General features: G+C 72.0%; 15 protein-coding genes and 1 riboswitch. Of the genes, 4 read left to right on the forward strand and 11 right to left on the reverse strand.

The window, feature by feature from the left end:
- Positions 1–10: 10 nt before the first annotated feature.
- The 5 genes from HNQ07_RS08785 to HNQ07_RS08805 all read right to left on the reverse strand — a co-directional run bounded on the left by HNQ07_RS08785 (position 11) and on the right by HNQ07_RS08805 (position 5,300).
- Positions 11–1,138 (reverse strand): sensor histidine kinase, encoded by a 1,128-nt coding sequence (locus HNQ07_RS08785; RefSeq protein ID WP_184110761.1) that lies wholly within the window; start codon positions 1,136–1,138, stop codon positions 11–13.
- Between the two features lie 59 nt (positions 1,139–1,197).
- Entirely contained in the window at positions 1,198–2,016 is an 819-nt protein-coding gene (locus tag HNQ07_RS08790; RefSeq protein WP_184110763.1) for an ABC transporter permease, read from the reverse strand.
- Positions 2,013–2,918: an ABC transporter ATP-binding protein gene (locus HNQ07_RS08795; RefSeq protein ID WP_184110765.1), complete on the reverse strand. Its 906-nt coding sequence runs from the start codon at positions 2,916–2,918 to the stop codon at positions 2,013–2,015. The genes HNQ07_RS08790 and HNQ07_RS08795 overlap by 4 nt, the downstream gene beginning before the upstream one ends.
- Before the next feature lie 138 nt (positions 2,919–3,056).
- A complete protein-coding gene (locus HNQ07_RS08800; protein WP_184110767.1) occupies positions 3,057–3,467 on the reverse strand; it encodes an Ig-like domain-containing protein in 411 nt (136 codons plus the stop codon).
- Positions 3,468–3,827: 360 nt separating this feature from the next.
- Positions 3,828–3,912: riboswitch (cyclic di-GMP riboswitch) on the reverse strand.
- Positions 3,913–4,208: 296 nt separating this feature from the next.
- A complete protein-coding gene (locus tag HNQ07_RS08805) occupies positions 4,209–5,300 on the reverse strand; it encodes a nitric oxide synthase oxygenase (protein ID WP_184110769.1) in 1,092 nt (363 codons plus the stop codon).
- Between the two features lie 187 nt (positions 5,301–5,487).
- On the opposite strand from HNQ07_RS08805, the gene thrC reads away from it, so the two are divergent.
- The 4 genes from thrC to HNQ07_RS08825 all read left to right on the forward strand — a co-directional run bounded on the left by thrC (position 5,488) and on the right by HNQ07_RS08825 (position 8,985).
- Entirely contained in the window at positions 5,488–6,915 is a 1,428-nt protein-coding gene (thrC, locus tag HNQ07_RS08810) for a threonine synthase (RefSeq protein ID WP_184110771.1), read from the forward strand.
- 25 nt (positions 6,916–6,940) lie between these two features.
- On the forward strand, positions 6,941–7,219 hold the full coding sequence (locus HNQ07_RS08815) for a hypothetical protein (RefSeq protein ID WP_184110773.1): 279 nt from the start codon (positions 6,941–6,943) through the stop codon (positions 7,217–7,219).
- A gap of 35 nt (positions 7,220–7,254) precedes the next feature.
- Complete coding sequence (locus HNQ07_RS08820) at positions 7,255–8,226, forward strand: potassium channel family protein (RefSeq protein WP_184110775.1); 972 nt, start codon at positions 7,255–7,257, stop codon at positions 8,224–8,226.
- A 105-nt stretch (positions 8,227–8,331) separates the two neighbouring features.
- Complete coding sequence (locus HNQ07_RS08825; RefSeq protein WP_184110785.1) at positions 8,332–8,985, forward strand: DsbA family protein; 654 nt, start codon at positions 8,332–8,334, stop codon at positions 8,983–8,985.
- A 15-nt stretch (positions 8,986–9,000) separates the two neighbouring features.
- Here the strand turns inward: HNQ07_RS08825 and HNQ07_RS08830 are convergent, their stop codons facing one another.
- The 6 genes from HNQ07_RS08830 to HNQ07_RS08855 form a co-directional block, all read right to left on the reverse strand.
- Entirely contained in the window at positions 9,001–9,321 is a 321-nt protein-coding gene (locus tag HNQ07_RS08830) for a YbjQ family protein (RefSeq protein ID WP_184110787.1), read from the reverse strand.
- A gap of 66 nt (positions 9,322–9,387) precedes the next feature.
- Positions 9,388–10,536 (reverse strand): GNAT family N-acetyltransferase, encoded by a 1,149-nt coding sequence (locus tag HNQ07_RS08835; protein ID WP_229831876.1) that lies wholly within the window; start codon positions 10,534–10,536, stop codon positions 9,388–9,390.
- Entirely contained in the window at positions 10,533–11,600 is a 1,068-nt protein-coding gene (locus HNQ07_RS08840) for an agmatine deiminase family protein (protein WP_229831875.1), read from the reverse strand. Before HNQ07_RS08840 ends, HNQ07_RS08835 begins: the two co-directional genes overlap by 4 nt.
- 38 nt (positions 11,601–11,638) lie before the next feature.
- Complete coding sequence (locus HNQ07_RS08845) at positions 11,639–11,977, reverse strand: hypothetical protein (RefSeq protein ID WP_184110791.1); 339 nt, start codon at positions 11,975–11,977, stop codon at positions 11,639–11,641.
- Positions 11,978–12,026: 49 nt separating this feature from the next.
- On the reverse strand, positions 12,027–12,296 hold the full coding sequence (locus HNQ07_RS08850) for a hypothetical protein (protein ID WP_184110793.1): 270 nt from the start codon (positions 12,294–12,296) through the stop codon (positions 12,027–12,029).
- 165 nt (positions 12,297–12,461) lie between these two features.
- Entirely contained in the window at positions 12,462–13,850 is a 1,389-nt protein-coding gene (locus HNQ07_RS08855) for an RNB domain-containing ribonuclease (RefSeq protein ID WP_184110795.1), read from the reverse strand.
- Positions 13,851–13,877: the final 27 nt, after the last annotated feature.

Here is a 13,877-nt window from a genome sequence, read left to right on the forward strand (position 1 = left end):
GGTGCCCCCCTCACGCCGTCACCAGACCCGTGACCGCCACGCCGCCGTCCTCGCCGGGCAGCGTGGCGGTCAGGGTGGTGCCGCGCGTGCCGTCGCGCTCCAGCGTGCCGCCGATGGCGCGCAGGCGTTCGCGCATGCCGGTCAGGCCGCTGCCCTCGGGGGATGTGCCGCCCACGCCGTCGTCGCGGATCACCAGCCGCCACCCGCGCCCCTGCGGCGTGAGGGTCACGGTGACCTCGTGTGCGCGGGCGTGCCGGACGACGTTCGTGACCGCCTCGCGCAGCAGCATGGCGGCGGTGTGCTCGGTCGCGGCGGGCAGGGCCGGCAGGGCGTGCGTGACGGTCAGGGTCACGCCGGCCGTGTCCAGCGCGACCTTGGCGCGGGCGAGTTCCGCGCTCAGGCCGCTGCCCCGGTACCCGCTGACCGCGGAGCGCACCTCCGACAGCGCCTCACGCGAGATGCGTTCGACCTCGCGGATCTCGGCGGCGGCGCGGGCCGGGTCGCGTTCGGCCAGCTTGCCCGCCAGTTCGCTCTTCAGCACGATCACGCTGAGGGTGTGGCCCAGCAGGTCGTGCAGGTCACGGGCAATGCGTTCGCGCTCCGCGTCGGCGGCGAGGCGCTCCTTTTCGGCCTGCACCTGGACGAGCCGCGCGTCGGCGATGTTGCGGCGGAACGACGCGTGGTTCGCGTACGCGGCGACCAGCGTGAACACCATGTTCGGCGCGAGCCACGCTAGGTCGTCCAGCGTGTACTGCCCGCCCCAGAACGGCACCAGCATGACCGCCACGTTCAGGACTGCCAGCCACAGCGCCGCCCCCACCCGGGCCTGGTACCCGATGATGCTGCCGCCGTAGATCAGGAACGCGGTCGCGCCGCCGCCCGTGACCGGCCACAGCAGAACGTACGCCACCAGCGCGTATGCCCAGCCGGCCAGCGCCCAGCCGGTCGTGTGCTCGGGGTCGCGGTAGAAGAACACCCGCGCGTATAGCGCCACGAAGCCCGCCGTGATTCCCCAGAACAGCGCCCACTGCGCCGCGGGCCGCGGGTGTTCGAAAAAGCCGATGACCGGGTAGGTCAGGAACACCAGCCACAGCAGCGGGAACCACGCCCACACCGCCCTGCGCTGCGCCGCCTTCATGCCCACCAGGGTACCCTCCCCGCACCTGTTGGCGGGGAGGGTCCGGTGGCCGGGGCCGGTCACTGCTCGCGGGCCTCGTCCCGGCGCAGGCCCCACGCGGCCAGCGCGCCGAAGATCACCGCGAAGGTGGCCAGGGCCAGCCAGTGCGCGGCCTCGCCGGACGTCTGGCCCGCCACGGTGCCGCGCGCGACGGCGCCCAGGTGGTACGCGGGCAGGTACGGCGCGAGCTTCTGCACGAAGGCCGGCATCTGGTCCAGCGGCGTGAACAGGCCCGAAGCGAAGGACATCAGCACGCTCACGAGGTTCGCGGTGATCTGCGCGCCGGTCGGCGTGACCAGAAATCCGATGCACAGGCCCAGCGCGATCAGCGGCACCATGCCCAGCAGCAGCTTGCCCAGCAGCAGCAGCGCGGTGCCCACGGGCATGGTGACGCCCCCGGCGACGTGCGCGAAGGTGTACAGCACGCCCAGGCTCAGGGCGCTGAAGCACAGCGCGGCCAGCAGCTTGCCCGCGAAGTACAGCGCGGTCGGCATGGGCGACGCCCGCAGCAGCCGCAGCCACCCGCCGGTGCGCTCCAGCGCGACCGCCGATCCGAACGAGAACATCGCCAGCGACAGCAGCGAGTACGCGCCGAAGTTCACCAGGATCAGCGGCCCGACCTTCAGGCCCTGGTCGGTGGTCTCGTTCACGGCGCTCAGGCCGAACAGCGCGAAGAACATCACCGGGAAGCCGATGGTGCCCACCGCGAACATCGGATTGCGCAGCATGCGCCGCAGTTCGGCGGCGGCCAGGGCGCCCAGCGCGGGCAGCCGGGGCGCGCGGCGGGCAGAGGGCGCGGGGGCGGGCAGGTCGGTGGTGCGGACGGCGGGAATGGTCATGCGATCACGTCCTTGGGGGCCTGGGCGGCGGTGAGGGAGAGGAAGGCGTCCTCCAGGCTGGCGCGGCTGACCTCCAGTTCGGTAAACGGCGTGCCCTGCTGAACCAGTGCGGTGAGCAGCGCTTCGGGCATGCGGGTGCGCAGGTCGGCGTGTCCGTGGGCGTCCACGTCGGCCGTGTCCACGCCCGGCAGGCGGCGAAGCTCGGCCAGCACCAGATCCGACGTGAAGCGCACCCGCGCGCCGCCCGCCTGGGAGCGCAGCTGTTCCGGCGTACCGTCCGCCAGCACCGCGCCCGCGTTCATCACGACCACGCGGTCCGCGGCGCGCTCCGCTTCCTCCAGGTAATGCGTGGTGAGCAGGATGGTGCGGCCGGCGTCCTTCAGGTCCGTCACGGCCGCCCAGAAGGCCTGACGGCTCTGCGCGTCCATGCCGGTCGTCGGCTCGTCGATCAGCAGCACCTGCGGGTTGCCCACCACGGCCAGCGCGAAGGCCAGCCGCCGCTTCTGCCCGCCGGACAGCGCACCTGCGCGGCGCCCGGCCACGCTGCCCAGGTCCGCCAGTGCGAGCGCCTGCGCCGTGCCCAGCGGGGCCGGATAGAAGCGCGCGAACAGCTCCACCGCCTCGCGCACCGTCAGGGCGGGCGGCAGGGCGCTCTCCTGCGGCATCGAGCCGATGCGGCGGCGCACGTCGTCCTGCCGGGGGTTGCCGCCCAGCACGCGCACCTGCCCGGCCGTGGGCGCGCCCAGGCCCAGCATCAGCGAGATCGCGGTGGTCTTGCCGGCCCCGTTCGGCCCCAGCAGCGCCGTCAGTTCACCGGCGCGGATGTCCAGGGTCAGGCCGCGCAGCGCCGTGACCTTCCCGAAGGTCTTGTCCACGCCCGTCAGCTCGATCGCGTTCGTCATGCCCACAGGGTGCGCCGGTGACCGCTGCGGCTGTAGTGCTCGGTGTCAGGCGCGCGGGGTGACAGGTGTCATATCGGCCCGGTCGGCAGGGCGCCGGTGCGGCGCTGGGCTGGCCGGAGGTCGGGCACGCGGCCCCGCTCAGCGGGCGATGTCCACCCGGAAGTCCTCGCGGTACTCGGTGACGTTGTTGGCGCTGTCGTAGACCTGCACGGTCACGGTGTGCGCGCCGTTGTCCTGCGCGGTGAAGTACTTGGCGTACGAGTTGTACGCGGTGCCGTCCTTCACGAAGGCCTTGCCGTCGATGGTCAGCACGACCTCGGCCACGTTCACGTCGTCACGGGTGGAGAGCTGGAAGAACACGTTGCCCTCCTCGCGCAGCGTCTGGGGGAACATCATCATGCTCACCTTCGGCGCCTGCGTGTCGGCCCGGGCAGCCGCGCCCGGCACTGCCTGGGCACTGGGGGCCGGCGCGGGCGTCTGCATGCTGCCGCAGCTGGTGGCGAACACGGCGATCACGGCGATGACGGCGGAGATGACGGGTGCGTTCATGATGGACTCCAGGGAACACGGCCACGACCCCGGACAGGCGGATGGCCGCGCGGGTGGGTCGGTGGAAGGGCAGAGCACGCCACGCCGGTCGTCGGGGACGCCGGGGGTGCTGTACACAGCGGTGGGGCCGGGACGGAACGCCCGGACAGGCCTGCGATGACGCCGCCTTTGCGGTCGCGTCAGAGGCGCGGGATCACGGCAGGTGCTGGCTGGCCGCGGCCGTCAGGCGCGCGCAGGGGCACCGCAGTGGATCGGAGGGTGGGGGGACAGCCGGAGCGTGTCGATGCATCTGAGAACTCCTCGTGCAGCCGGAGCCGCAGAGTATGGAGCCAGGTCCTGTGCACAGGGCAGGGGACAGGGCGGTCGAAAAGCCGGTCGCACCACTAGCTCCACGCGTCCCAGGTGCCCGCATACAGGACGACGCTTCATCGCTTCTTCCCGCCTGATGTTCTTCAGCGAGGCTTTGATGTTGCCGTACGGCCTCTTACAGCCGTGGCACCGCCGGCTCCGGCCGCCCTTCATGACCGGACCCGGCCCTTCATGAACATCCGGTGGCCTCCGGACGGTCTGGGGGTCGAGGCAGGGTTTTCTGCACCTGGAGCGGGATTTCCGGGCAATGTGGGAGTGGCCGCCCGGTGCGCGAACGCTGGCGACCGGGCGGGCCGCATGAAGACCAGTCTTCGCGCAGATGCCGGCGACGTGTCAGACACATCGACATGGATGGTCGATCCCGCCGCGGCCTCAGTGGAACGGGCAGCCGACCCGGACCGGGGCATCCCACGGCGCGGGCACCCGCTCGAAGTTCGGCGTGTCCTCGCGGTCGTCATAGGCGCGGTGCCACACGGGCGTCGTGGCGGGCGACACGGGCGGAATCAGCCACGACCAGCGCCCGCGCACGCCGCGTCCGGCCCGGGCCTCGCGCGCCTCGAAGCGCGTGAACTGCCGCGTCACGGTGTGGTGATCGACCACCTTCACGCCCGCCGCCGCGAAGGACTCCAGCACCGCCACGTTCAGTTCCACCAGCGCCCGGTCGCGCCACAGCGTCCGCTCGCGGCGCGTGTCCAGGCCCAGGGCCGCCGCCACCCGCGGCAGCAGGTCGTAGCGGTCCGCGTCCGCGAGGTTGCGCGCGGCGATCTCCGTCTGCACGTACCAGCCGTTGAACGCACACGCCAGCCGTACGCCGCCCACGTTCAGGTCCATGTCGCTGATGACCGGCAGGGCGTGCCACTTCACGCCCAGCGCCCCGATCCCGGGGTAATCCGGGTGCGTGATGGGCACCTCGTGCACGGCGTCCGCGGGCAGCTCGAAAAGCTCGGTGCGCCGCCCCGACTGGATGGCGATGGGCAGCACGTCGAACGGCGTGCCCGCTCCACCGGCCCAGCCGAGCGAGCGCAGGAACGCGGTCAGGCGCAGGTTCACCGGATCGCCCGTGACCGTGCCGTCCGCGTTCGGGTACGCGGCGTAGCGGATGAGTTGCGGGTTCAGGACACGCACGCCCGGCGCGAACACGCTGATCCGCGGGCGGATCGCCCCGCCGGCGAACGCGCCGTGCAGGTGCTCGATCAGGTGCGCGGCCACCTCGGCGGGGTCGGTCACGCCGCGCAGGTCGTGCACGTCCAGCGCGGCCCACGGCAGGCGGCCCACGCAGCGCGTGGAGTTGCGCCACGCCACCCGCGCCGCGAAGGCCAGCTCCTCGGCCGTGGGCGTGAACCCCTGCGCGCGGACCGCCTCCAGCCGGGCGTCCAGCCCCGGCCGGCGCCGTTCCGCGTGGAACTGGGTCAGGAAGGCGGCCGCGTCCTGGTCCAGGGTGGCGGGGGTGGGCGCGGCGGTCATGGCGCCACCGTAGCGGGGGCGGCGCGGGGAAATGTCCCCGGAGGCAGCGCCGCGCCCTGGCCTGTGCCCCAACCCCTGCGCAGTGCCCTAGCCTCCGCGCCGGTCCCCGCATGCCGGACTCGCTACAGTGACCGCACCGGCCGCGCTCCGCCCCCGGGCAGGAGCCGGCGCACGGGAGGCTGAACGCATGAAGTACGTTTCCACGCGCGGCATCACGACCCTGGGCCGCTTCACCGACGTCCTGCTGATGGGCCTCGCCCCGGACGGCGGGCTGGCCATGCCGGAACGCGTTCCGACATTCAGCGCCCAGGAACTCGAGGGCCTGCGGCATCTGGAGTACCCGGACCTGGCGTACCGGATCATGCGCCCCTTCATCGACGACGTGCCGGACGCCGACCTGCGCCGCATCCTGCGCGACACGTACACCCCGGCCGTGTTCCACAGCAAGGACATCACCCCGCTGACTCCACTGGGATCTTCGGGGCTGTACCTGCTGGAACTGTCGAACGGGCCGTCGCTGGCGTTCAAGGACGTGGCGATGCAGTTCCTGGGGCACATGTTCGAGTACGTGCTGGAGGCTCGGGGCGAACACCTGAACATCCTGGGCGCGACCTCGGGAGACACGGGCTCGGCCGCCGAGTACGCCATGCTCGGCAAGGGGCGCGTGAACGTGTTCATGCTCTCGCCACACGGCCGCATGAGCGCGTTCCAGCAGGCGCAGATGTACTCGCTGGCGGAGCCGAACATCTTCAACATCGCCCTTCAGGGCGTGTTCGATGACTGCCAGGACCTCGTGAAGGCCGTGAACGCCGATCACGGCTTCAAGGCCCGCTTCGACATCGGCGCGGTGAACTCCATCAACTGGGCGCGGGTGCTGGCGCAGGCCGTGTACTACTTCAAGGCCTACTTCGCCCTGAACCTCCCCGCCGGTGCCGAGGCCGACTTCAGCGTGCCGTCGGGCAACTTCGGCAACGTCTTCGCCGGGTACCTCGCCCGGCGCATGGGCCTGCCCATCGGGCAGCTGATCGTCGCCAGCAACGAGAACGACGTGTTGCACGAATTCTTCTCGACCGGCGTGTACCACGTCCGCCCGGCCGAGCGGGTCGCGGCCACGTCCAGCCCCAGCATGGACATCGGCAAGGCCAGCAATTTCGAGCGCTACCTCTACGCCATCACCGGCAACGACGCCCCGCAGACGCACGGCTGGTGGGGCGAGGTCGGCCAGGGCCGCCCCGTGGACCTGCGCGGCACGCCCCACTGGGACGCCGTGAAGGCCAGTGGCCTGCGCGGAGGGCGCAGTACCCACGCCGACCGCCTGAACACCATCCGGCGCCTCGACCAGACGTACGGCCGCCTGATCGATCCGCACACCGCCGACGGCGTGCTGGTGGGCGAGGTTTACCGCCGCCCCGGCGTGCCGATGGTGTGCCTGGAGACCGCGCTGCCCGCCAAGTTCGAGGAGACCGTGCAGGAGGCCGTGGGCCGCCTGCCGGAGCGCCCGGAGCGGTTCGAGGGCATCGAGCGGCTCGACAAGCACTTCGACGTGCTGCCGAACGACGTCGAGACCCTCAAGGCGTACATCGCGCAGAAGCTGGCGGGCAGGGCCCAGGGCTGAGCGGACGTTCCGGCCGACGCTGACCATGGGGCATCCAGCACTCGCCGCCGGTGTCCAGCTGCTGGTGATGGTCGCCGTTTTCCTGCTGGTGGGAGAGCGGCGGTTCGCTTCTGTCTACGGCAGTCTGCTCGGGACCGGCCTCGCGCTGTTCGGCGCGTGGTGGGTCGCCGTGAACTGGCGGCGGTTCCGGGCACACCGTCTGCGGGTCGGGTGGGCGGTCGTGGCCGTGCTGGCCTCCGGCACGGGCTTGACCTGTTTCGGCCTGTTCTTGCTGTGGAGGGCCCTGAGTGGGCAGCTGCGTTGACGCGGCTCGGCGCGCCGCCCCTACACTGACTTCAGATGGATCGCCGTCGCCTGAGCCTGCTGCTGGCCCTGATCCTGGGGCTGGTGGGCTTCGGCACGGTGGGGTACCGCGTGCTGGAGGGCTGGAGCTGGCTGGACTGCGTGTTCATGACGGTCATGACCCTGACCACCGTCGGGTACGGTTCGCCGGGGCCACTGCACACGGACGGCAAGGTGTTCAGCACACTGCTGATGCTGGTGGGGATCGGGCTGATGCTGTACCTGCTGACCCTGCTGGCCGAGACGGTGGTGCGCGGCCTGACCGACCCGGCGTCGGTGCAGCGCCGGAAGGAGCGGAAATTGATACACCTCAGGGGTCACACGGTGGTGTGCGGGTACGGGCAGGTGGGCGAGGCGGTGTGCGCCGCCCTGCGCGCCGCGAAGCGCGAGGTGGTGGTGATCGACCACCGCCCGGAGCACCTGGCGTGGGCCGAGGCACAGGGCATCCACACGCTGGTGGGCGACGCGACCGACGAGGACGTGCTGCGCCGCGCGGGGGCCGAGCGGGCGGCGTCGCTGGTGAGCGTGATCAACTCCGATCCGAGCAACCTGTACGTGGTGCTGTCCGCCAAGGGCCTGAACCCGCAGCTGCGGGTGATCGCGCGGGCGAGCGACGAGTCGGCGGCCCGCAAGATGCGCCGCGCCGGGGCGGACGAGGTCGTGAACCCGTACCAGCTGAGCGGCAACCGCATCGCGGCGATGATGCTCGCGCCGCGGCTGGCCCGGCTGCTGAGCGGCGACGTGACCAGCGAGCACTTCGCCGTGCGCGAGGTCAGCGTGCCGGAGACCCTGGTGGGCCGCACGGTGGCCGACCTGGGCCGCGAGACGGGCGCGCTGGTGGTCGCGGTGTGGCGCGGCGGGCACCCGGTCGTGGCCCGCCCCAACGAGGTGTTGCAGACCGGTGACGCGGTGCTGGTGGCGGGCGCGGTGGCGGAGGTGGACGCCGTGGAGGCCGCCCGCCCGGCGTGACCTCCCTGATCCGGCGTGACCTGAACGTTCCATGTGCGTTCTGGACGGCGGTTCAGCGTGTGAAGGGGCACCCTCCGCACGGCCACGGCCCCCTAGACTCCGCGCATGCCTGAAACGACCGACGTCTACCTGGATTTCCTGTGCCCCTACGCCTGGCGTGGCGTGGAACTCGCGGCCGTGCTGCGCGCGCAGGGCGACGCGTTCCGGCTGCGCCACTATTCGCTGGTCGAGGGCAACCACGCCGCGAACCAGAAGGGGCACACCTGGAGCCTGGCCGATCAGCCGCTGGACGCTCCGGAGGGCGAGGGATACATGAAGCACCAGACGCCCAGCCTGCGCGCCTTCCTGGCCGCGACGGCCGCCGCCCGGCAGGGCGAGGACGCCGCGTGGGCCTTCACCCTGGCCCTGTTCCGCGCGCACCACGAGCAGAAGCGTCCGCTGGACGACGCGGCGATCGCGGACGCCGCCCGCGAGGCGGGACTGGACGCCACCCGGTTTGGGCAGGACCGGCAGGACGAGGCTGCTCTGCGGCAGACCCTTCACGCCGAACAAGACGCCGCGCGCGAGGTCGGCGTGTTCGGCACGCCCACCTTCGTGCTGCCCGGCGGCGAGGCCGCGTACTACCGCTTCGAGCAGCTGACCCGCGATCCCGCCGTGGCCCGCGAGTGGTGGAACCTGTACCGCACGGTGCTCCAGCACGGCGCCGGCATCGGCACCATCAAGCGCGCGAAGAACCGCCCCGCCGCCCGCGTGGCCTGACGTCGCCCGGCGGGTTCACGCCAGCGGTTCGACGTGCACGGCGGTGCCGTACGCGAGCACCTCGGTCACGCCGTCGGTGATCTCGTTCGCGTCGTAGCGCATGGCGATCACGGCGTTGGCGCCCAGCGCGCGGGCGTGCTCGACCATCAGCTCGAAGGCCTCCTGCCGCGCCTTCTCGGCCAGCTCGGTGTACAGGGTGATGTTGCCGCCCAGCAGCGTCTGGAGCGAGGCACCCACCTGCCCCAGCACGCTGCGCGAGCGCACGGTCAGGCCACGCACCACGCCCAGTTCCCGCGTGACGCGGTGGCCCTCGAGGTGGGTGGAAGTCGTGGTCATGAAGGCCTGCCATGTGCGTCCGGTCATGCCGCGGGTACGCGCCGGCGCGTGGTGGAGTTGCCGGCGTTACCCGCCGTCCAGACCCAGCCGCCGCGCGACCTCGCCCGTGGGCCGCTTCAGGCCGCTGCGGACGTCCATGTACTCGCGGTACACGTCGTCGAAGCTGTGGATCAGCACAGCCATCACGCCGTGGTCCCCGATCTCCAGCCCCTGGAGGCGGAAGCCGGCGCGCAGTTTGGGCAGCAGCACGGCCGTGTTCGTGGCGTGGTGCGCGCTGCGCACGAGGTCGTAGCCCTGCCCGCGCAGGAACGCGAGGATCACCGGCAGCAGCCGCGTGTACAGGCCCCGGCCCCGGTGCGCGGGCAGGAAGGCCGTGTTCGTCATGTACGCCGTGCGCGCGTTCCACTGCCGCGAGGACTGCCACCCCACCACGTGGCCGCCGTGCGCGACCAGCCACGCGTACTGCGGGACATCTGGCGGGGCGTGCCGGCCGGCGTGCGGCCACTCGAACGACACGGTGTCGTACACGGCGGCCTCCAGCTGCGCGTAGACCGCGCGGTATGTGGCCTCTGGCACGGCGTGGAGGGTGTACTCGCCGCCCAGATCGACCCCTGCACTCGCGTCATCGGGCAGGGGGATCACGGGGACCGGCGGGGCCGGCGGCTGGGGGAGGGCCGACACGCCCAGGCGCCGGGCCGTGTCGCCGTGTGCCTGCGCGAAGCCGCTGCGGACGTGCATCGCGTCCCGGTACGCGGCGTCCAGGCTCAGGGTCAGCGCCACGTTCACGCCGCCCTCGTACAGGTTCAGGCCCTGCACCAGGAAGCCCGCGCGCAGCTTGGGGATGATCACGCGGTTGTTCGTGGCGCGGTGGTGGCTCTGCACCAGCGTGTACCCGGCGGTCCGGAAGGCGTCCAGCACGTGCGGCAGCAGCCGTGAATACAGCCCCTGGCCCTGGTGCGCGGGCAGGATGCCGGTGTCGGCCATGGAGACCGTGCGCTCGTCCGTGCGGTGCGAGTACTGCCAGCCGACCACTTCCTCTCCGTGGGAGATGCCCCACGTGAAGGTCTCGCCCAGCGGCGGCGCGCTCAGGGTGGGCGGCCCGAAGGCGTAGCCCCACGTGCCGCCGAAGATCTGCCCCTCCAGCCGCGCGCACGCGGCGCGGTACCCGTCCAGCGGAATCGGCCGCAGGGTGTACCCGCCGCCGAGGTCGGTCACTCCCCGGTCCACACCGTGCCCGCCGGCTGCTGCTGGGTCACGCAGTGGAAGCTGCCGCCCCCCTCGATGATCTCGCGGCTGCTCAGGCCGATCACCTCGCGGCCCGGGAACAGCGGCGTCAGGATGTCCAGCGCAGAGGCGTCGTTCGGGTCGCCGTACTGCGGCACGACCACGAAGCCGTTGCCGATGTAGAAGTTCGCGTACGTGGGGGGCAGCCGGCCCTCGGCGCCCTCCAGGTGGGTCTCGGGAAGCGGCAGCTCCACGATCCGGAAGGGCCGGCCGTCCAGCGTGGTCATGGCGCGCAGGGCTGTCAGGTTCCGCGCCATCACCGCGTGGTTCGGGTCGTCCTGATCGCTTTCCACGCTGGTCACGATGGTCGACTCGTCCACGAAGCGGGTGATGGTGTCGATGTGGCCGTCGGTGTGGTCGTTCTCCAGGCCGCCGTCCAGCCACAGCAGCTGGCGCACGCCCAGCGTGTCCGCGAGCAGGACGGCGTAGCCCTCCTCGGTCAGGCCGGGATTGCGGGTGTCCGTCAGGAAGCACGAGCGGGTGGTCAGCCCCACGCCCGCGCCGTTCACCTCCAGGCCGCCGCCCTCCAGCACGAAGGGCAGCGCCCAGCGCCGCGCGCCGAGATGAGCAGCCACGTACTCGGGCACGCGGTCGTCGTTCTGGAAGTGGAATTTGCCTCCCCACGCGTTGAAGCGCCAGTCGGTCAGGGCCAGCTCGCCCCCGTCGCGGCGCACGAAGATCGGGCCGTTGTCGCGCAGCCACACGTCGTCCAGCGGCACGGCGTGGTACGTCACGTCCGCGCCCGCCAGCCGCGCGCGGGCGTCGGCGCTACTCTCGGCGTCGCGCACCAGCAGGTGGACCGACTCGAAGGAGGCGATGGTGCGCACCAGCCCGGCGAACTCGGCGCGCACGCCCTCCAGGTGGCCGAACCACAGGTCGTCGTCCGCGGGCCAGCTCATCCACGTGGCGGCGTGCTCGGCCCACTCGGGCGGCATGGCGAAGCCCAGGTCGCGCGGGGTGGCCTCGGGGGCAGCGGTGTCGGTCATGTCCGGCATTAAACCAGACGCCGCCCACGTCACTGTTCGGCTGGCCTTCAGCCGGGCGTGTCGCTCAGCGTGACGCGCAGGGGCACACGTTTCCCGATCTCCACGTCGCTCGCCCCGGAGATGCCCAGGCCCGGCCACGCGCCGCCCACGGCGGGAAACTGCACGCGCACCAGCCGGACGCGGCGGCCCTCGCCCACCAGCAGCGTGGCCTTCAGTTCCCCGGCGCGGACGCAGCGCGCATTGATCGGGCAGCGGCTGTCCTGCACGCGCAGCAGCGTGACCGTTCGGGTTCCCAGGTGGCCCGTCTGGCCGGGGGTGAGGGTCACGCTGGCGGCGCCGGCCAGGGACGTGCCGGCCAACAGCAGGAGGGACAGCAGGCGCTTCATAACCGCAGTGTGCGGGTCTGGCCTGAAGGGAGCCTGATGCCCGCGGACCTCAGCCGATCAGGGGGGCGTCCTCGGTGCCGGCCAGCGCGTGGAAGTGCGCGGCCTTCTCGCGCAGGTTCATGGCGCCGTAGCACTCCGCCAGCCGCAGCGCGAAGAACTGCGTGGCGCGGATGTCCTCGCGCTGTTCGGCGGATTCCAGGCACTCGCGGTAATGCAGCACGGCCAGGTGGTACTGCGCCGCCTTGGCGGCGTGCTCGGCCCGGCAGTGGCTCATGCGTAGGGACACGATGTCCCGCCGGTCGCTGCTGACGGCCTTCATAGGCGGCAGTGTAAGCTGCCCGCGGCCCGTGTGAATGAAAGATGAAGCAGCATTGCCATCGTCATACACGCACTTTTTCGGCATACAGCGAAATCCGCGCTGTCTATTACTGCAACGCGGCACGCTGTTGCACAGGTGGTCGGGACCACCGCCGAGCTGCGCTCCTCAGCGCACCGTGGCGCGCACGCCCAGGGTCGGCAGGATGACGTCGCCCAGAGTGACCCGCAGTTCCGCGCCCAGCGGGGCGGACGTGCTCAGCGGCAGGTCCAGCGCCAGTTCCGGAATCAGCAGGGTGGCCTGGGCGCCCCGGCGGTCCACCACGATGCCCGTCCACTCGCGCTCCGGGTGCGCGGCCACGAAGCGCAGGGTGTGGTGGCGGCGGCTGGCGCGCTCGGCCTGCCGCGTGGCGTCCGCGTTCAGGCCTGCCTGCGCGATGTGCGACGCCATCACCCGACCCGGCATGGGATCGGCGCCCGCCAGGAACGCGCGCAGCTGCTGGTGCACCACCAGGTCCAGGTAGCGGCGCATGGGACTGGTGACCTGCACGTACAGGTCCAGGCCCATGCCGTGGTGCGGGCCGGGCGCCGGCTGAAAGCGGGTGCGGGCCAGGGTGCGCCGCCGCGCCCAGTGCGCGCTGAGCGACTCGCCGCGCACGCTGCGGGTCGGGTGGTCCTGCGTGGCGTAGGGCACCGGAATGCCGTTGTCGTCTGCGAAGATCGCCGCGCCCCAGCCGGCCAGCGTCATGCATTCCTGCACCACGAAGCGCATCTCCGGTTTGGGCAGGGGCGTGATGGTCACGCCGTGCTCGTCGGCCTTCAGGCGGACTTCCGGCAGGTCGATGCTCAGGGCGCCCTCGGCCTCGCGCAGGGTCCGGCTGGCCCGCGCGAGACGCTGCAACGCCACGAAGGGGGCCTCGCCCGCGTCCAGCCGCGCCTGCGCCTGCGTGTACGTCACGCGCGTGACGCGCACGGTGGTGAGCTGCACGTCCACCGCGTCCGCGTTGCCCTCGGCGTCCAGGTCCAGCGACACCGACAGGGCGGGCGAGGTCGGGTGCAGCCCCAGTCCGGCCTGCTCGACCAGCGCGTCCGGGAGCATGCCGGTGGTGGAGTCCGGCAGGTACAGCGTCGCGCCGCGCGAGCGGGCCGCCTCGTCCAGGGCGCTGTCCGGCGGGACCAGGGCCGCCACGTCCGCCACGTGGACCCACAGGCGCGTCAGGCCGCCCGGGAGCAGCTCGATGCTCACCGCGTCGTCGGGGTCGCGGTTGCCCTCGTCGTCGATGGCCCACGCGTCCAAGTGCGTCAGGTCCACGCGCGGCTCGTCGGGGAAGGGCGGCACCGGCAGGTCGAGGGGCGTCGTGGTCGCGTGCAGCCGGTCCGCGTAGGGCGTGCGGGCCTCGCTCCACACGCCGGTGCGCAGCAGCAGTGCGTGCGCGGCCTCTGGCGTCTCGCTGTGGCCCAAGTCGCGCAGGGTGCGGCTCTTGTCCTGCTTGCCGCGGGCGAGCAACTCGACCTCTGTGCGCTGGGCGGGGTTGAGATCCGGCAGCTGGGCGGTCATCTGCGCTCAGGATAGACGCTCGGCCAA

Source organism: Deinococcus metalli, from assembly GCF_014201805.1.
In the GTDB taxonomy this organism is placed as follows: Bacteria; Deinococcota; Deinococci; order Deinococcales; family Deinococcaceae; genus Deinococcus; species Deinococcus metalli.